This is a genomic window from Levilactobacillus yonginensis, from assembly GCF_964065165.1.
Taxonomy (GTDB): domain Bacteria; phylum Bacillota; class Bacilli; order Lactobacillales; family Lactobacillaceae; genus Levilactobacillus; species Levilactobacillus yonginensis_A.
Genome location: NZ_OZ061549.1, coordinates 574,176 through 592,518 on the forward strand (window position 1 = coordinate 574,176; position 18,343 = coordinate 592,518).

The 18,343-nt window shown below is 51.6% G+C and carries 14 protein-coding genes; 6 read left to right on the forward strand and 8 right to left on the reverse strand.

The annotated features are described in order from the left end of the window. Positions 1-123: 123 nt before the first annotated feature. The 4 genes from AB3Y94_RS02825 to AB3Y94_RS02840 all read right to left on the reverse strand — a co-directional run bounded on the left by AB3Y94_RS02825 (position 124) and on the right by AB3Y94_RS02840 (position 5,515). On the reverse strand, positions 124-825 hold the full coding sequence (locus AB3Y94_RS02825) for a DnaD domain-containing protein (RefSeq protein ID WP_367295038.1): 702 nt from the start codon (positions 823-825) through the stop codon (positions 124-126). A 95-nt stretch (positions 826-920) separates the two neighbouring features. Continuing rightward, positions 921-2,099 (reverse strand): pyridoxal phosphate-dependent aminotransferase, encoded by a 1,179-nt coding sequence (locus AB3Y94_RS02830; protein WP_367295039.1) that lies wholly within the window; start codon positions 2,097-2,099, stop codon positions 921-923. A 22-nt stretch (positions 2,100-2,121) separates the two neighbouring features. Then, a complete protein-coding gene (locus tag AB3Y94_RS02835; RefSeq protein ID WP_367296476.1) occupies positions 2,122-2,625 on the reverse strand; it encodes a DUF5590 domain-containing protein in 504 nt (167 codons plus the stop codon). A gap of 49 nt (positions 2,626-2,674) precedes the next feature. Beyond that, positions 2,675-5,515: a helicase C-terminal domain-containing protein gene (locus tag AB3Y94_RS02840; RefSeq protein ID WP_367295040.1), complete on the reverse strand. Its 2,841-nt coding sequence runs from the start codon at positions 5,513-5,515 to the stop codon at positions 2,675-2,677. A 1,112-nt stretch (positions 5,516-6,627) separates the two neighbouring features. Between AB3Y94_RS02840 and mvk the strand changes: the two genes are divergently transcribed. Genes mvk through fni form a run of 4 tightly spaced genes read left to right on the forward strand, consistent with a single transcriptional unit; the run spans position 6,628 to position 10,714 of the window. Further along, entirely contained in the window at positions 6,628-7,575 is a 948-nt protein-coding gene (mvk, locus tag AB3Y94_RS02845) for a mevalonate kinase (RefSeq protein ID WP_367295041.1), read from the forward strand. Beyond that, the gene (mvaD, locus tag AB3Y94_RS02850; RefSeq protein WP_367295042.1) at positions 7,572-8,555 is read left to right on the forward strand and encodes a diphosphomevalonate decarboxylase; all 984 of its coding nucleotides are present in this window, start codon (positions 7,572-7,574) and stop codon (positions 8,553-8,555) included. The genes mvk and mvaD overlap by 4 nt, the downstream gene beginning before the upstream one ends. Before the next feature lie 34 nt (positions 8,556-8,589). Further along, entirely contained in the window at positions 8,590-9,663 is a 1,074-nt protein-coding gene (locus AB3Y94_RS02855; RefSeq protein WP_125684840.1) for a phosphomevalonate kinase, read from the forward strand. A gap of 13 nt (positions 9,664-9,676) precedes the next feature. Next, the gene (gene fni, locus AB3Y94_RS02860) at positions 9,677-10,714 is read left to right on the forward strand and encodes a type 2 isopentenyl-diphosphate Delta-isomerase (RefSeq protein WP_367295043.1); all 1,038 of its coding nucleotides are present in this window, start codon (positions 9,677-9,679) and stop codon (positions 10,712-10,714) included. A 288-nt stretch (positions 10,715-11,002) separates the two neighbouring features. Here fni and AB3Y94_RS02865 read toward each other — a convergent pair whose 3' ends face one another. Continuing rightward, the gene (locus AB3Y94_RS02865; RefSeq protein WP_367295044.1) at positions 11,003-12,370 is read right to left on the reverse strand and encodes an RsmF rRNA methyltransferase first C-terminal domain-containing protein; all 1,368 of its coding nucleotides are present in this window, start codon (positions 12,368-12,370) and stop codon (positions 11,003-11,005) included. Positions 12,371-12,594: 224 nt separating this feature from the next. Here AB3Y94_RS02865 and AB3Y94_RS02870 point away from each other — a divergent pair, with 224 nt between their 5' ends. Further along, the gene (locus AB3Y94_RS02870) at positions 12,595-13,407 is read left to right on the forward strand and encodes a Cof-type HAD-IIB family hydrolase (protein ID WP_367295045.1); all 813 of its coding nucleotides are present in this window, start codon (positions 12,595-12,597) and stop codon (positions 13,405-13,407) included. A 395-nt stretch (positions 13,408-13,802) separates the two neighbouring features. Here the strand turns inward: AB3Y94_RS02870 and glpK are convergent, their stop codons facing one another. The 3 genes from glpK to AB3Y94_RS02885 all read right to left on the reverse strand — a co-directional run bounded on the left by glpK (position 13,803) and on the right by AB3Y94_RS02885 (position 16,635). Further along, complete coding sequence (gene glpK / locus AB3Y94_RS02875) at positions 13,803-15,305, reverse strand: glycerol kinase GlpK (protein WP_367296477.1); 1,503 nt, start codon at positions 15,303-15,305, stop codon at positions 13,803-13,805. A 174-nt stretch (positions 15,306-15,479) separates the two neighbouring features. After that, on the reverse strand, positions 15,480-15,668 hold the full coding sequence (locus AB3Y94_RS02880) for a 2-hydroxymuconate tautomerase (RefSeq protein WP_011667624.1): 189 nt from the start codon (positions 15,666-15,668) through the stop codon (positions 15,480-15,482). Between the two features lie 70 nt (positions 15,669-15,738). Further along, entirely contained in the window at positions 15,739-16,635 is an 897-nt protein-coding gene (locus AB3Y94_RS02885) for a YitT family protein (RefSeq protein WP_125683984.1), read from the reverse strand. 276 nt (positions 16,636-16,911) lie between these two features. Here AB3Y94_RS02885 and AB3Y94_RS02890 point away from each other — a divergent pair, with 276 nt between their 5' ends. Beyond that, positions 16,912-18,327 (forward strand): C69 family dipeptidase, encoded by a 1,416-nt coding sequence (locus tag AB3Y94_RS02890; protein WP_367295046.1) that lies wholly within the window; start codon positions 16,912-16,914, stop codon positions 18,325-18,327. Positions 18,328-18,343: the final 16 nt, after the last annotated feature.

An 18,343-nucleotide genomic window follows, 5' to 3' on the forward strand; every position in this document is an offset into this window, starting at 1 on the left:
CAGGTGAATTCCCTGGCTTCAAAACGAGCGGGAAGCCCGCCTTTCGGCTGAAGCGTCCCCACAGCATGCGCCGCCTCTGACCACCGGAGAGCGACAGCTTCCACCATAATTTACAGGATAACCCTAGTTGTCCGTTAGCTTAAAGATGGGGACATCTGGAATATCGCTCCCACCCGGTTGATTCGTTGGCTTAGCCGAGTGCCGCGGCTCTTGGCGTTCCCGTTCCTTTTGAACTTGAACGGCCGTGGTCAGGTGCTTCTTCTCCCAGCTCAGCAGGATACGATCCATATACTTTAAACTGTACGCCTGACTCAATACAGCCTCCTTTAAGGCCAACTGAATCAACTCTGGCTTATAGTTATCCTTATCTAGCCAGTCGCTAATACTTTCCATCTCCAGGGGTGACAAAGGCCGGCCAAACTCCTGCTCAATGGCGTTGAAGACCGTAGACCGTTCGTTAGTCGCCGTTTGCTTGACTTCCTGGTGCGTTTCTTGGACGGCGAGCTGACTCAACCGCTCCGTCAACAGACGAAAGTCATAGGCATCTTGCTTCTGTCCCTGACTATCGGTCACAGTCGTAATCGTCATTAATTTATGACTGATCATTTCATGTAACAACTGATAGACCCGCTGCTTGTCCCAGCCCAGGTGAGCCGCAATCTGGTCCGCATCTGGCAGTGACGTGCCCCGATCCATGTAGCGGCGCAGTTGCAGGTAGATCAAGAGCTGGTCGGTGGTCATCCCCACTTCTCTAAAGTGGTCGATCAGGTAGTTCGCCAAACTGGTCTGACCAGCCGCAACGTACCGTTGTGTAAATTCATCCATAAGCGTCCGCAACCTCCTCAAAAGAGTTCTCTCGAGCCTTAGAGAAAAAACGAGACTAGGAGTTTCATCCCAGTCTCTCCCTAAAACGCATTTAATTAGTTTTGCATAAATTGGGCCAGTCGGGACATCGCCGTTCGGAGTTTCTCCGAATCGGTGGCATAGCTCAACCGAATGTGTTGGGGTAGGCCAAACGCTTCCCCGGTGACCACGGCTACGTGCGCCTCATTTAAGACTGCCGTTACAAACTCTTCGGTCGTCTTAAAGCCCTTCATGGCCATGGCCTCACTGACATCTGGAAAGAGGTAAAACGCCCCCTGCGGCTTCTGGGGCAAACTAAACCCAGGAATCGCCGCCAACAATGGGTAGACCAAGTCGAGCCGCTGCTTAAAGGCCGCATTCATTTGACCCACCGGCGTTTGATCACCCGTTAAGGCTGCTAAGGCCGCTGCCTGGCTGACTGCAGCTGCGTTGCCAGTCATGTGTGATAGCACGTTCTTCATCGCCATCGTAATCTGTTGGTTGGCCACCGTGTAGCCGATCCGCCAGCCGGTCATCGCGTACGTCTTGGAGACGCCGTTGACCAAGACGGTGTGCTCGGCCACCTTGGTGCCCAAGGTCAACATCGACGGTGCTGGTGCCTGTTCGTCATAGACCAAGTCACCATAAATCTCATCGGCTACCAAGATAATGTCGTGACGAACCGCCCAGTCCCCAATCGCTTGTAGCTCCGCCTTAGAATAGACGATACCACTTGGATTCTGGGGCGAGTTCAGCACAATGGCCTGGGTCGTTGGGGTGACAGCGGCTTCCAGTTGTTCTGGCGTGACCTTGAAGGACGCATTTGGAGCAACCTCGATGGGGTGGCCCCCCGCTAACTTCACCTGTTCACTATAACTGACCCAGTACGGTACTGGTAACAACACGTCATCCCCAGGATTCAAGATGACTTGAAACAGGGTGTAAAGTGCCATTTTAGCGCCCGTCGTGACCACGACTTGGTCTGGCGATACCTGCACCCCCTGCTTAGTTGCCAAGGAATCCGCAATTGCTTGGCGCAGCGGCAGAATTCCCGCCGTTGCCGTATAACCGTCCACTTGATTAGCTTGAATCGCTGTGACCGCGGCCTCTTTAATGCTGGTCGGCGTGTCAAAGTCCGGTTGCCCCAATCCTAAGTTGATAACATCAATTCCCTGTGCCTGTAACTCCTGCGCCTGTTGCGACGTCTTTAACGTTGCCGATGGCTTGACGGCTAATGCGCGTTGTGAAAGTTGCATGCGCCACCCTCCTTTTTGACTCTTAAATATTCGCGATTTGTTGTAAAACTTTCCCGTTGCTGTACTGGAACGTGAGGTAGCAGAGCTCCCCACTCTTATTCAGGTAGCTCACTTGCCAGGCTGGTTTGCCATTAAATAGACACAGCGCAGCGGAAAGCACCTTCTTCGGGTTACGTTGCCAAGCTTGCTTTAAGGCCGTATTCCGGGACATCCCGGCGCTCTGCTTCAAAACGGTAACGTTCTTTCCCGACTTGGGTACAATGGCGTAAACAGCCTGTTTGGCCTTGTTCGTGCCAGCAACCGTGTAGTAAGTCGTATCTAAGTTCGTCCAGTAGAAGTTATTGACGCTGGTCAAATGTCCAGACTTTTTCGCGACCGTTTCGGCCCGCGCCTGTTGCTGACTAAGCGGCTTAGTTGCCTTATTAATGACGTACGCACCACTGATCAGCAATGCCAAAATCACGATTAAGATACTCAGCAAGACCCAATGATGTGGTCGCTGACGCCGCTGATACTGTTGTCTCATCAATTTACCATCGTACTCCCTTGTCAAAATTCAATCTTTCCCAATTATATCAGACTTCCGGTGGTGTCACCGAGTCGTCCGGTTGATTTTCGAAAAAATTAAGTAAACCTTGCGCAATTTCGCCCACATCACCGGTTGTTTGGTTCAGGTCGGTTGGTAACGCCCGCAAAATACTCTTGCCGTACGTCTTCTCAATCAACCGTTGATCCAAGATGACAATTGCCCCGCGGTCGCGTGGTGTTCGGATCAATCGCCCAATTCCCTGCCGCAGTTTGAGTGTAGTGGCGGGTAAGGCCGCATTGTAGAACGGATTCTTACCAGCGGCCTCTAACCGCGCGTAATTGGCCTTTACAAATACCCGATCCGGCGAATCAAACGGTAGCCGTGTTACAATCAGGAGTTCCAGCTGTTCTTCCGGTAGGTCGATGCCCTCCCAGAAACTAGCTGCTCCTAACAAGATGGCGCCATGACTGGTTGCAAAACGTTTTGCAATTCGTTCCTTACTGCCACTAATGCCCTGCGCAAAGATCTCCCGTTTAGCAAATTCCGGTTGTTTGACCAGCTGTTGATAGACCTGTTCGATCACACTTAAAGAGTTGAACAGAACCAGCGTCTGCTTGTTCACGGCACCAGCAATTTGGGAAATGGCGGCTGTCAGGTACGTGATGTAATCTGCCGGTGCCACCCGTGATAGGTTCGGACCAGAGTCGGCCACGAAAAGCTCCGCCTGATTGGCGTAATCGAAGCTCGACCGCATGCGGTGCGTCGCGGTCGTTTCTCGGTCGAGGTCGAATTGGTCCAGGACGTACTGGGAACGGCCAGACGAAAAGAGCGTGGCCCCCGTGAGTAACACGGGCTGAAAACCAGCGTACAGGTGTTGCCGTAAGAACCCTTCGGTGGCGAGTAACCCACTGGCCATTTGCAGACTATTGCGGTCACCCACGTGGTTGATCGTTAACCAGAAGAGACTGGCTGGCGCCTGGTCGGCCACCTGTTGGAAAATGGTCAATAGGCGCGCCATTTGGTCGTCAAATAAATGGATTCGGGTATCAACCTGCTCGAATAGGTAGCGTTCCGAGGCCACAAATTGTTCGTGTTGTTGATCAAACTGCTGGCGTAAACTGCCCAACTCGGCCAGGAGGTCGTTAGTGGTATTGGCGGCCTTCTTGGCCACATCACCACGAGATAATTCGGCAGCCAGATCCTGGGCTGGAATCAATTCTTCAATAATTTGGTTGTGATTGTTTAAGCGTTTGCTAGCCAAGAAGCGGAGGAACAGTCGTTCAATCAGCGCCGTTAATTGGCTTTCCAACGCTGCACCGGTCGCTAACATCTGATTCAAGGTCGCGGTAGCTCCCCGATTGTCAGCAAAGAGCTGCAATAGACTGGGACCAATTTCACGACTGATATCGCGTTGAATGTGGTGCAATTCATTGATCAGTTGGGCAAACTTCACCTGCGTCCGTCGCTGTTTGAGCGTACTATCCGGTAGATGCTGGGCCTCATCCACAATCAGATAAGGCTGGTGTAAGCGTTCACCCAGATCTAGGGCGTGTTCACTCAGGTAGGCGTGGTTCACGATAATAAATTGCGCCTGTGCCATCCGCTGATCCCGACGCCGAATAAAATCGTCCTCAAAGAACGGATTCTCCGCCGTTACTGAGCCTTCGTGCACGATTTCTTGAAAGTATGGGGCCCGGTAAGTTGCCAGGTGAAGTTCGTCTAAGTCACCAGTCGTCGTCATGGTCAACCAGACCAACAGCCGCAACTTTAATAGCTGAGTCTGCTTGGACGTCTCGGCCACCTTTAACGTGGTGGCAAAGCGTTGGAGGTCTAAGTAGTGACGACTCCCTTTAACTAAGACTGCGTTAACAGTAAACGGCACGATCTGTTTGAGCAACGGAATCGTCTGGTTCAGCAGTTGTTCCTGCAAGAGCGTGGTGGCCGTGCTGACCACGACCTGCTTGCCCGTTTGACCCAGATAGGCAAACGGCAGCGTGTATCCCAGGCTCTTCCCGATACCAGTGGGCGCCTCCACAATCATCTGTTTGACGGGATGCCGATCCGACTCGGCGTAGTTGTTGTAAATGTAGTTCATCATTTTGGCTTGTTCCGGACGCCATTCTAGGTTTTCCGGCATCAGTCTTTGTTTCTGCTTTTTAGTCTTCGGGTACTTACTAGGCGCCGCCAAGGTGGTGGTCGCCATTGCAGTTGGCTTACGTAACGCCAACCCATTTTTCACATACAAAAAGTCCGGCAATTTGCGTGGTGACTGGTCGTTCAACCGTTTAGCCACGTCAAAAAGTGCCGCCGTTTGTAGCGGTAGTTCGGGGTGTAGCTGAATCATCTGTTCCAGGGTGACCAGTGGTAAGGCCCGCAGCCGCCGGAAGAGGAAAATGAACAGTTCGGCCGTCGCGCTGGCATCGCTGTCCGCAGAATGTGGATTGTCGTGCTCGATGTTAAAGAGCCCGCTCAAATCGCGTAACCGAAAACTAGTCGCCGTGGGCAAGAGAATCTGACTCAACGAAACGGTGTCCACCGCGGCAATCGTCAGTTCGGGATACCCCACGCGGTCAAACTCAGCGTTAATGAAGGGCAAGTCAAAGTTCACGTTGTGAGCCACGAAGACCGTATTGGTCAATAGGCTGTACAACGTGCCCGCCACGTCATCAAATAACGGTGCGTGTCGGACCCGTTTGTTTGAGATCCCCGTCAGACGGGTAATCGCTGACGGAATCTCTCTGAGGGGGTTCACGTCCGTTTCAAAGTGATTAATGATTTTATTATGCTGGACGAAGACGCACCCGATTTGGATAATGCGGTCGCCATCTGTCACACTGGTTCCGGTCGTCTCAATATCTACGACCGCGTAAACCGTGTCTTTATCCATAGTATGCTCACCAATTTCTGCACAATTTGCGTTTATAACTGGCACTATGATACACCACTTAGGCCGCCAACGCTACGCCTGGATTTCTAGTTTGAAATTCAAATTTGTTCTAAATAGCCGGTTCGGTGGTCAGGTACGGAGCCTGTGGGACCGCCTAAAGCCGATGGAGCGGTCTTTAGGCGCGACTTTAAGCCGCAAAATTCGAGTCTTAAGGCTCGTCCTTGCCCTGTAAGCCCAAGTAGCCCGCTTGGCCTAACAGGGCCACCACGGGCTCCGTACCTGACCACCTTCACCTTGGATAGTATTTTTTCATATTTGACTGGTGGCTAACATATGTCCGCCATGGGCAATCTAAAGTCCTCAATGTTAGCCACCAGACACAGCAAGTCTCCCAAATATCGCAAAACCTGTCTTAAACTATTTTTACTTTTTGTATAGACTAGTGTGATTGCCAAAATCATTGAAAGTTACGTGATGAGCACTAACAAAGTGCATCGTTGACATTGATTGGTTTCGACGAGTCTCACCGTTGTAGCCACGGAATTTATACCAACGTTTGCCCAACTTCTTATACTTCAAATGCGTCATACTTGGCGTATTATCATCAAAAACCAACTTTTTCTTACTAATCTACAAAATGTCATACTCTCCACCCTTAACGGATGGCTTTTCAGCCCAAGTACCACGAGCAATCTTGAGTCCCGCCACCAAAAGCCACTGGTTGCCAGGGAGGGTCCCCGCCGTGTCAACGGTGTTGGTTAGCGTTTCTCAGCTAACCTACAGCGTGGGACGAGCTTAAAGACTCGCGTGCTTTTCGGGAGGCTTTAAGTCGAGGAGAAAGACCGCTCCTCAGGCTTTCTCCGGTCCCCACAGCGGGGGCCCTCCCTGGTGAACGGTAGCGGCCAGGAACAACGGTTAGTACCAACTAATACCAACCATTGACACAACCAATTGGTTAAAAAGGTTAACCAACAAAAGTTAGTGTTATTTCTATAGAAAGAGTTAATTTTTCGTTGTTTTAACGTTTTTAATCTGCAAAACTAGCACAACCGCAATCAGTAGAGTATGATATTCTGGTAGATAAAATCGATGAAGAAAGCGAGCGAGATAACTTGGGTAGAACGGCTATCGGGAAAAGTAATGCCAAAATTATTCTCATCGGGGACCACAGCGTTGTGTACGGTCAGCCGGCAATCGCTCTCCCCCTGCCTTCCGTCACCACTACGGTCGTCATGACGGCGACCACGACGGGGCAAACTCTAAACAGTCGCTATTTCGACGGACCCATTTCCCAAATGGGCCAAAACCTGGCGGGCGTCGCTAAATTGATCAGCGTCCTGCTCGACCGCTTCAATGGTCAGGAGCAGGCTTTTAACATGACCATTACCAGCGACTTACCTGCCGAACGTGGCATGGGTTCCTCCGCTGCCGTGGCGGTTGCCATTACCCGTGCCATGTACCAATTTTTTGACCGGCCACTGAACCGGGAACAATTACTCGCTACAGCCGCCGTTGCCGAAAAGATTACCCATGGTAATCCCAGTGGTATCGACGCCGCTACGGTCAGTTCCCCCGTCCCCGTCTGGTTCGTACCCCACCAGGAAACATTGCAGATTCCCTTTACGCTACAGGGCTACCTGGTCATTGCCGATAGTGGTATCAAGGGGCAAACGGGCCAAGCAGTCGCCGCGGTCGCTCGACGCCGGGTCACCTTTCCACAAGCGACCCAGCAACAAATCGACACCTTAGGCCAGCTAAGTCATGAGGCCCGCACGGCCTTAGCCACGCCCAACCTAACGCAACTCGGTCAGATTCTCACGACCGCTCAGGTTCAATTAAGGGGCCTCGGTGTAAGTTCACCGGAACTTGACCAGTTGACCCAAGTCGCCAGAAACAACGGCGCCCTAGGCGCTAAATTGACCGGTGGTGGTATGGGTGGTTGTTTGATTGCCCTATGTCCCGATTTAGCTACGACTCGACGCGTCAAAACGGCCCTCTTAGTCGCCGGCGCCACTGAGACCTGGACAGAAGCCTTTAACCTTGAGGAGGAACCCCAATGAACGCAGCGGCCACCGCGCGAGCACACACCAACATTGCGTTGATCAAGTACTGGGGCAAAGCAGACACGAAGCTCATGCTGCCACAGACTAGCAGCCTGTCCCTCACCTTGGATCAATTTTATACGGATACATCCGTGACGTTTGATACCAGCCTGACTCAGGATGAAGTCACATTGAATGGTCAACTCCTGACAACGCAGGCAGGACACAAGGTCCATAACTTCTTAGACCTCGTGCGCCAACGTTCTGGGCAAACCGCTTTCGCTCGCGTTGACTCCACCAATCACGTGCCAACCGCAGCGGGACTTGCATCCTCGGCCTCCGCTTTTGCGGCCTTAGCCGGTGCCGCTAGTCAGGCTGCTGGGCTCAACCTTTCGCGGACGGACCTTTCCCGGCTTGCACGTCGGGGGTCTGGGTCCGCAACGCGCTCCATCTTCGGTGGTTTTGCCGAATGGCACGCGGGCACAGACGACCACAGCTCTTACGCCGAACCGTTTGAAGAGACGGTCGACTGGCCGATTGCTGTGGTGGCCCTCGTACTGGATGCCCGGCAGAAGAAGGTCAGTTCCACGCAAGGCATGCAAAGCAGCGTGACGACCTCGCCGTACTATCCAGCCTGGAAGAACGTGGTCGACCAAGACTTGGCGGCCATCAAGCCGGCGATTCAAGCGCGCGACTTCACCACTATGGGTGAAATCCTAGAGGCCAACGCCATGCGGATGCACGCCCTCACCTTAAGTGCCAACCCACCGTACAGTTATTTCAACGGTGATACGTTGGCCGCGATGGCCACCGTCCAAGCCCTGCGGGAACAGGGAATTGCCTGTTACTACACGCTAGACGCTGGTCCAAACGTCAAGGTCTTCTGTCAAACCCCGGACCTTCCTGTGATCACGAAACATTTTAAGGCACAATTTGGCGCTAATAGCGTTATCGTTGCCCACCCAGGACCGGGCATTAACTTACAAGCTACACTATAAAAATATCTATTAGTCACAGAAGGGACTTGATTCTTTGATTTCCGCGCAAGCACCCGGAAAACTCTATATTGCTGGCGAATACGCCGTGGTTGAACCAGGGTATCCGGCGATCATCGTCGCCCTCAACCAATTTGTTACGGTCACAATCACGCCCAGCCAGGACTATGGACGCATTGCGTCCAAACAATACCAAGAGAACTCCCTTTACTGGCAACGCCAGGGAACCGAGCTTATTTTTGACAATCGGGACAATCCCTTTCACTACATCCTATCTGCCATTCATTTGACGGAACAGTACGCGCAGACCCTGGGTAAACCCCTGGCCATCTATCACTTAAACGTCAACAGCGACTTGGACAGCGCTGACGGAAAAAAGTACGGGCTAGGCTCCTCTGCCGCCGTCACCGTCGCTACTGTGAAGGCCCTCTGCCAATTCTACGACATTCCAATGAGTAAGGACCGCCTCTTCAAGCTGTCCGCTATTGCCCATTTGGACGTCCAAGGAAACGGCTCGTTGGGTGACATTGCTGCCTCCGTTTATGGTGGTTGGATTGCCTACCAAGCCTTTGACCACGACTGGTTAGCCTCCGCACGCCGGGAACTCTCCTTGGAACAACTGCTGGACGCCAACTGGCCTGGCTTAGAAGTGGAATTATTGACGCCACCAGAATCACTCCGCCTAATGATCGGTTGGACTGGGACTCCCGCTTCCACCTCCCACCTGGTGGATAAAATTTCCCTGTTCAAAGCCACTCGCCGCAAGGACTATCATGCCTTTCTTCGTGAAAGTCGTGAGTGCCTGCAACGAATGATCGGTGGGTTTCACAATCAAGACCTCAACGCCATTCAACACGAAATTGCCGTTAACCGGCAGTTGCTGAACCGGCTTGCTACGCTAAGCCACGTCACGATTGAAACCACGCTACTGAAGACCATGTGTGACATTGCTGAACACATTGGTGGGGCCGCTAAGTCCTCCGGGGCCGGTGGTGGTGACTGCGGAATCGTCATCATTAACGCCGCCAAGGACCTCGCCCACCTGCTACACGAATGGGAAGGCCGCGGCATTGAACCACTCAAACTCAACGTCCACAACGTTATTGAATAGTTAGGAGACCGCCATGGAAATTTCACGTCACGCTCACCGTAAGGATGAACACTTGTCGCTCGCAGAAAAATTCTATACGCCCACGGCAGATAGTCAATTTGATCAGCTGCGGTTCGTCCACCAGAGCCTACCTGAAATGGCAGTCAGCGACGTGGATATCACCACGCAGCTGGGGCCGTTGACCCTCCCTGTGCCCTTGATGATTGAAGCCATGACCGGTGGCAGTCCCCGCACTGGGAAGGTCAATGCTGCCTTGGGCCGTATTGCTGCCGCTACGGGAATGCCCGTAGCAAGTGGCTCTCAGAGCATCGCCTTGAAGGATGACGCAGCAATTGCCACGTTTACCCCGTTACGGGAAAATAACCCGGACGGCGTGGTCTTCGCCAACATTGGTGCCGGACACACCGTCGCCCAGGCACAAGCGGTGGTCGACATGTTGGCCGCCAACGCTTTGGAATTACACATCAACACTGCACAGGAATTAGTCATGCCTGAAGGTGACCGTTCTTTCCACTGGCTAAATGGGATTGGTGAAACGGTAGCCGCACTGAACGTCCCCGTTATTGTGAAGGAAGTCGGCTTCGGCATGGCTAGAGAAACTCTTGAACAACTGGCTAAGGTCGGCGTAACCTACGTTGATCTCGGTGGTCGCGGTGGCACCAACTTCGCGCAAATTGAAAACTTCCGGCGACCAGATAAAGAGCTGACTTATCTGGCTGGCTGGGGGCAATCAACCGTCGAATCACTGTTAGAAGCCCATAGCGTGCCGCAACAACAGGTCATCGCTACGGGTGGTGTGCGTCACCCACTAGATGCTGCCAAAGCACTGGCCTTAGGTGCCAGTGTCGTCGGTAGCGCCGGTCAAGTGCTACATAGTCTTTTACGAACTGACGAAGACGCCACCGTCGCCATGCTTCAAAGCTGGCAGACGGGCTTGAAACGGATCATGACATTGCTTGGTACCCGCAATTTGGCGGAATTACGGCAACAGCATCTCTTGTTGTCACCCGAATTACTGAGTTATTGTGACCAACGCCACCTTGATTATTAAACTTATAGCTAGCGAAAGGGCTATTCTGGATTTACCGGAATAGCCCTTTTTGTATTGATCAATTAAGTTTCAAAATAGTCGTACTCTGGCGGCCAGGGAAGTAGCCTGCTCCGACTCTAATTGCAGCTTCAGTACAATCACCGTCAGCAGTTTTACTCGTATCACTATTATAATTGACTGATAGCAGCACACTGTACAAAATCAAGAGGTCGCTAGATATGGGCTCGGGCACGTCGTTCTGCTAAGTCAGTAGGAGAAATCACCTACTGAACTGCCACAATCATTTAACTAATTCAAATCAGTATCGTACACGGTAAACCGGAGGCCCTTGGGAAAGAAATTCTTCACCGTCTGACCAACTACTTTCCCAAAACCAACGGGTTGATCTTGCGACGTCAGGAGGTACCACCCCTTGCTAGGAGCTTCAGTCAGTGTGAAGGTCTCACCATGGACCCACGCCCGCCACTGTTCATCCGTGATAGCCAATGTTTGTTTGACCCTAGCCGTGTCACTGGCCAAGGCTAGGGCGTACGCTGGTTCGAACCGGTTTTTCTTAAACGTTCCCAGGTGAAGACCCGGCCGAAAGACGTGGCACCGTTTTAAATCAGGCAGGTCCGTTGGCGTCAAGAACAGCTGATCCTTTACCGTCACTAGGTTGCCGGTCAGTGACTGGCCTAAAACATCCTGGGCAAATGCTTGCCACAGTTTCTTTTGGTCACCGGTCAATGGCGTCCCCAACTTGGCAGTGCCACGTGGCGTAGCTGCCGCAACCTCATCACGTTCAAGCTTAGCCACAAAGTGACCTTCCCCGTTCATCAAATGTGGGAATAGGCGGGCTGCCTTAGTCAATTCTGGATTGCCATCCGCCCATTCAGGCTTGGCATCGATCACACCACCGGTCTTCTCGATTGGAACTAGGTGGAATTCAGGGAAGGTTTCAAGGACCCACGCCATCATTTGTTCGTCCTCTTCTGGGGCAAAGGTACAGGTCGAGTAAATCAATTGCCCACCCGGCTTGACCATCTTCAAGGCCTCAGTCATGATCTGTTGCTGCCGATCAGCACACTCCTGCACGTAATCCAGTGACCAATACGACATAGCATCCGGGTCCTTCCGAAACATACCTTCCCCAGAACAAGGAGCGTCCACCAGGACCTTATCAAAGTAATCTGGAAAAACGGGACTCAGCCGTTCGGGCGATTCATTTAAAATGACAGCTGATTGTACCCCGAATCGTTCCACGTTTTCTGCCAGCACCTTAACCCGCTTGCGATTGATTTCATTGGTGACCAGTAACCCGGTCCCGTGCAAATAGCTAGCTAAATGGGTGGTCTTGCCACCAGGAGCTGCACAGAGGTCCAATACCCGTTCACCAGGGGTTGGCGCCGCCGTTGCCCCGACGAACATGGCACTTGGTTCCTGGCTGTAAACGGCCCCGCTTTGATGCATCAGGCTCCGCCCACTAACAGTTCCATAGTGGCCCAGAGCTTCATATGGCACCGCTGGTGTCGCCGTAAGTCGCTCAGGCAAGTGATGATGCGCCGGATTGACCCGGTAACCAGATAGACTCTCCGCGCCAAAACTAGCAAAAAAGTCATCCGCTTGGTCGCCCAAGAGTCCCCGGTATTTTGTGATAAAGTCTTCAGGTAGATTCACCATTATTCCTCCATTTTGTTAGTTACAACTAACTATTTGTATATAGCAATATATGCCTTTCAGCCATTTTTCAACTCACTTATTATACCCGTTTTCAGACCAGAACACTACTCTACCGGCGAGTGAAATAGTCGCAACTTTGGGCAAACTATGGTAAGTTAAAAGGGCTAGTTCATTTTCAAAATGTACGACTTAAATATAAAATATATTGTGAGGTGTTCTCTATGGAACGCAAACTAATTGCCATTGACTTGGATGGTACCACCCTCAACGCGGCATCCCAAATCAGTCCGAAAACCAAAGCTGTTCTGACCAAGGCGCGTGAATCCGGACACTATGTCAGCATTGTGACTGGTCGTCCAAACCGAATCTCTGCCGACATTTACGACGAGTTACAACTGGACAGTCCCATGATCAACTTTAACGGTAGCCTGGGGCACGTCCCCCACCACCATTGGCGTGATGAGTATCAGTACACGTTCAATAAGGAAATTGCCCTAGACCTGTTGGCCCATCGTCAGGAATTAGGCATCAACATGATTGCTGCCGAAGGTAAGAACCTCTTCTTGGCTGTGCGGGACCAACCGGTGGAAGTCGGCTTCTTCCCCTCTGTTTTGCAGAGTAACCAGATTCTCAACCAGAAGACATTGTTGGAGAACCCAACCAGCTTGACCATCGCGATTGACCGTAGTCATCAGGAACACTTACTCAGCTACTTAAACCTGAACTTCGGCGACGAAATTGACGCCGCTCCTTGGGGTGGTCCGAACTCCGTGGTAGAACTAGGCGCCAAGGGTGTGCAAAAAGCTACTGGGGTAGAAGTGCTGGCGCACCACTTCCACGTGGAACGGAAGAACATCATTGCCTTTGGTGACGAACACAATGACTCGGCCATGATCGACTACGCCGGTTGGGGCGTGGCCATGCAAAATGCCACGACGCCCATCAAGAACCTGGCCCAGGACGTGACAACGTTAGATAACGACCACGATGGTCTGGCCAACTACTTGGAAAATTATTTAAAATTGGCCGAATAAGCCACTACTGAGCACCACACCGATCCGACAATTGTTGGGTCAGTGTGGTTTTTTTTGCTCCCATACTCTTACTAACGAAATCCAACCATAATTTGTCACCTACTTTCGTTTCACCCACCGAATTGATTCACACCCTGCACTCCGACGGCCAGGGTGGCGCCTCGCAGTGTCGACAGTGTTGATTGACATTTTGGGTCAATCTACAGCGTGGGACGAGCTTTGGGACTCGTGGGCTATCGAGACCCAAAGTCGAGAGGAAAGACCGCTCCTCAGGCTTGCCTCGGTCCCCACAGCGAAGCGCTGCCCTGGCCAACCGTAGTCACATACTGGGTCAACTATCGTCGTAAATAAAAAACCAGCCGACGCAAATAGCGTCAACTGGTTAAAATTAAAATTTAGTCTTGTTCAAAAGCTTGCGTAGCCTTGATAGCGGCTTGCCATCCACGGTAGCAATGAGCCCGCTTATCTTCGTCCATCTTAGGAACGAATTCATCACGCGACTCGTGCATCTTCCGGATGGTAGCCATGTCTGGCCAGAAACCAACGGCCAATCCTGCCAGGTAAGCAGCCCCTAAAGCAGTCGTTTCGTTGATGGCAGCTCGTTTGATCGGTGTATTCAGAATGTCCGCCTGGAACTGCATCAAGAAGTCGTTGTTAGCGGCCCCACCATCGACGCTCAATGACTGGAGGTCAAGACCCGTTTCGGCACTCATGGTATCCACCACGTCCCGCGTCTGGTACGCAATCGCCTCGACAGTAGCCCGGACAAACTGTTCCCGTGTGGTCCCACGAGTCAGGCCAAAGACGGCCCCCCGTGTTTCTTGATTCCAGTATGGTGCACCCAACCCAGTAAAGGCGGGCACGACGTACACGTTACCAGTTGTCTTGGCATCCACAGCCATTTTTTCCGATTCACTGGCATGTTCAAAGAACCGCATCCCATCACGCAACCACTGGATAGCGGACCCCGCAACGAAGATGGACCCCTCCAACGCGTAGGTAACCTCACCATTCAAGCCATAGGCAATCGTAGTCAGTAACCCATTGTGGGACAGAGTAGGTTCGGTCCCGGTGTTCATCACGATGAACGCCCCGGTTCCGTAAGTGTTCTTGATCATCCCTTTATCAAAGGCCGTTTGCCCAAATAAGGCTGCTTGTTGGTCCCCCGCAATTCCGGCGATTGGTACTTGCACACCAGAGAACGTGTAACCAGCGGTGTAACCGTAAATTTCAGAGGATGACCGAACGTCTGGCAGCATTGCGGCTGGAATATCCAACCAACTTAAAATGTCGTCATCCCACTTCAAGTCGTGAATGTTGTACAACATGGTCCGACTGGCGTTGGTGTAGTCAGTCGCGTGGACCCGGCCCCCCGTCAGCTTCCAAAGGATCCAGGTGTCAATGGTCCCAAATAACAGTTCACCGCGTTCGGCGCGTTCCTGTGATCCCGGCACGTGGTCCAGAATCCAGCGAATCTTGGTTGCGGAGAAGTACGAGTCGATTACCAAGCCCGTCTTCTGATGAATCTTTTCTTGATAGCCTTCATCCTTCAGACGGTCGGCAATTTCACTGGTTTGCTTTGATTGCCAAACGACCGCATGGTAGATGGGTTCACCAGTCTTCTTGTCCCAAATGATTGCCGTTTCCCGTTGGTTGGTGATTCCGATACCGCGCACCTTGTAAGGTTGCACGTCGGAATCAATCAACGCATCAGAAATAACAGATTGCACCGCGTTCCAGATTTCGTTGGCATCATGCTCGACCCAACCTGGTTGAGGGAAGTATTGATGGAACTCCCGTTGTGCCTGTCCAGCAATCTGGCCGTGCCGGTCGAATAAAATAGCCCGGGTACTCGTCGTCCCTTCGTCAATTGCCATCATGTATTGTTGATCATTCATCGTTCGACTCTCCATTCATTCGTTGTTAGCAACGGCCGATTTCTGCCGTGATTTCACACTTGTTACCAGTATACCGAAAAGTCACGCTAACGCCAAACTTTTTTAAAAATGAAACCGCCATCAACTCCGATGCAACGGGATTGGTGGCGGTTTATAAGTTTTCACAAATATTTTTTACTTTTCGTCGCTCTTAAGAACACCTGCAACCCCATAACGGTTAGGTTGCATCTCCCGTAAGATGACGTGAACGTGTTCAGCAGGCGCACCCGTATTCTTGGTAACTGCGGTAGTAACGTCCTGAACGAGGGCCTTCAATTGGTCCTGTGAGCGGCCGGCAATTAAATCGATGTTAACGATTGGCATGAAACTCGTCCCCTTCTATATTCAGTATATACATCATTATAACGTTACTTATACAGAGAGGCAATCACCACTACTTACTTTCCTGTGAGGTTTGCCGTAATTTCAATTGTTCCTTTTCGTTGTAGAAGTTTCCTTCAATATCGACGGTGTTGACCAGGTTGACGAAAGCGTGTTCATCAACTTCCTTCACCGATCGCTCCAATGTATAAAGTTCATACCGCGAAATAACTGTCATTAGCACCGCACCGTTCGTCCGTGTGTACGCGCCAAATGAAGGAATCACCGTAATTCCCCGAATCAGTGTTGAGTTCAGTTGCGTAATCACTTCATCTTGCTTGGTCGTCACGATAAAGGCGGTCAGCTTTTGGTGACGCGTGTGAATGCTATCAACCACCCGTGACATCGCGTAGATGGAAATAATGGTGTATAGGGCACTTTGCCAACCGAATAAGGCACCAGCAACCAAGACGATGGCAAAGTTTATGGCCATCATCAGCGTCCCTATCGTCCGACCAGTCGTCTTTTCCAGTACGACCGCCACGATATCCATCCCACCAGTTGAGAAACCATTTTTCAGTGGGTAAGCCACTCCAACACCGGTCAAGATTCCCCCAAATAAGGCCCCTAGTAGCGGGTTATCCGAGATATTGACCACTGGCATGACAATCGCCAAGATAGACGTCAGCAGGGCAACCAGGATGGAATAAAACGTGAAGCTCCGGCCAACCTTGAACCACCCCAACAACCCAATGGGAATGTTGAAGAGTAAGATAAACCAACCAGTACTGAGGTGAACACCCACCGTATCCAATAACATCGCCACAATTTGAGCAATACCATTGATCCCGGCACTGAATATTTTTCCGGGAATCAGGAAGTCGTTCAAGGCAACCACGTTAATGATGGATGCGAACACCACAATTAGGACGTTCTTTCCAATTTCTCGTTTACGAAGATTAAACTTCATGCTTTTCGTATGCCCCTTTCTTCTCTTGCTTTATCCTACTCATTTAACCACAACACCCCCGGCTTTACTAGCGAAACCGAACACTTTTCTCAGACAGTTACTGAGAGATTTTCCCAAATGTCCCATGTTTGCCCGCGTATTCGGTGTATAAATATTTATTTTTATCGCAAAATCAAGCAATTTTATAAAATAATCCTTGTAAAACGGCCGCAATTCCCGCTAAAAATGCTAGAATAGAGAGCGTGATTTTATTCAGACATTGAAAGGAGCGCTCCCATGAATTATTCCGCTTGTACGAGTATCTTAATTGGTCCTCAAGCGACCATGGACGGCTCGGTCATCATTGGCCGCAATGAAGATGCAAAGGCTGCCTGGCCTAAACACTTTGTCGTTCACCCAGCTCAAACGGCCACAACACCGCAAACCTTTACTAGCACGGACAATGGCTTTACTATGCCGTTGCCTGACCATGCTGCCAAGTACACGGCGACCCCCGAATGGACAGCCAAGTTCGGTCTGTTCGAAGAAGATGGCTTCAATGAATACGGGGTGGCCATGAGTGCAACCGAAAGTACCTATTCTAATGAACGGGTACTGGGGGCCGACCCCCTGGTCAAGGATGGTATCGGAGAAGAGGCTATGGTTACCGTAGTTCTTCCTTATATCCATACCGCTCGAGAAGGGGTCGCCCGGCTGGGCCAATTGATCGAACATTATGGAACCTGTGAATCCAACGGTATCCTGTTTGCCGATCAGACCGAAGCCTGGTACCTTGAAACCGGTGCGGGCCACTACTGGGTCGCCCAACGCATCCCCGCTAACGGGTACGCCGTTGTTGCCAATCAGATGGCCATTCAAGCCATTGACTTCAATGACGCCGACAACTTCATGTTTGCTCGCCACCTGCAGGAATTCGTGGCTACTAACCACTTGAATCCACACAGTCACGGATTCATTTGGCGCGACATCTTCGGGACCCAGGATCAATCGGACCTCTACTACAACACGCCACGGGTCTGGTACGGTCAGAAAACACTGACGCCTAGTGTCAACGCTGAACCCCAGTCGTTTGACCTACCCTTTATTCAATACGCTGACCGGCTGCTAGCCGTCGATGACGCTCAGGCCTACTTGAGTAGTCATTACGAAGAAACCCCATTTGATCCCGTGGGTAACGGTTCCGCCGCTGAAAAACACCGCTTCCGCCCAATCAGCCTAGCAAAGACCCAGGAATCTCACGTCCTGCAGCTGCGGCCCAACATGGACCCAGCGTTAGCCGGTATTCAGTGGTTGGCAATGGGAGTCGCTGCGCAAAGCGTCTACGTTCCATTCTACGCCGGTATTACCAGTACCCCGGCGGCCTACCACTTGGGTAAGGAGACCTATGACGCGGATTCCGCTTACTGGGTCTACAAGTTGATCAGTGTCCTGACCGACGCACACTACCATGAGGCTTGGCCAACGGTTAGCGCCGTTCAAAAAGACCTCCGCATCGCCTTTAAACAGTCTGTCCAACAGACGGACCAGATCGGCCAACGCCTGCACGGTTCCGAGCTGGCCGATTACTTAACCCAACAGGGTGCCACGAACGCTGCATTGGGAATTCAGCGTTACCGTGACTTAGCAGCAACGTTGATCACACAAGCAACGGACCTTGGTCCCCTCAATTATCATCAGGATTTGAACTTATAACACACGGGTAAGGGGC

Excerpts from the sequence above, each read along its gene's own strand:
- AB3Y94_RS02825 (WP_367295038.1), bottom strand. The coding sequence starts at position 825 with ATGGATGAATTTACACAACGGTACGTTGCGGCTGGTCAGACCAGTTTG.
- AB3Y94_RS02830 (WP_367295039.1), bottom strand. The coding sequence starts at position 2,099 with ATGCAACTTTCACAACGCGCATTAGCCGTCAAGCCATCGGCAACGTTA.
- AB3Y94_RS02835 (WP_367296476.1), bottom strand. The coding sequence starts at position 2,625 with ATGAGACAACAGTATCAGCGGCGTCAGCGACCACATCATTGGGTCTTG.
- AB3Y94_RS02840 (WP_367295040.1), bottom strand. The coding sequence starts at position 5,515 with ATGGATAAAGACACGGTTTACGCGGTCGTAGATATTGAGACGACCGGA.
- mvaD (WP_367295042.1), top strand. The coding sequence starts at position 7,572 with ATGAACGCAGCGGCCACCGCGCGAGCACACACCAACATTGCGTTGATC.
- fni (WP_367295043.1), top strand. The coding sequence starts at position 9,677 with ATGGAAATTTCACGTCACGCTCACCGTAAGGATGAACACTTGTCGCTC.
- AB3Y94_RS02870 (WP_367295045.1), top strand. The coding sequence starts at position 12,595 with ATGGAACGCAAACTAATTGCCATTGACTTGGATGGTACCACCCTCAAC.
- glpK (WP_367296477.1), bottom strand. The coding sequence starts at position 15,305 with ATGAATGATCAACAATACATGATGGCAATTGACGAAGGGACGACGAGT.
- AB3Y94_RS02880 (WP_011667624.1), bottom strand. The coding sequence starts at position 15,668 with ATGCCAATCGTTAACATCGATTTAATTGCCGGCCGCTCACAGGACCAA.
- AB3Y94_RS02885 (WP_125683984.1), bottom strand. The coding sequence starts at position 16,635 with ATGAAGTTTAATCTTCGTAAACGAGAAATTGGAAAGAACGTCCTAATT.
- AB3Y94_RS02890 (WP_367295046.1), top strand. The coding sequence starts at position 16,912 with ATGAATTATTCCGCTTGTACGAGTATCTTAATTGGTCCTCAAGCGACC.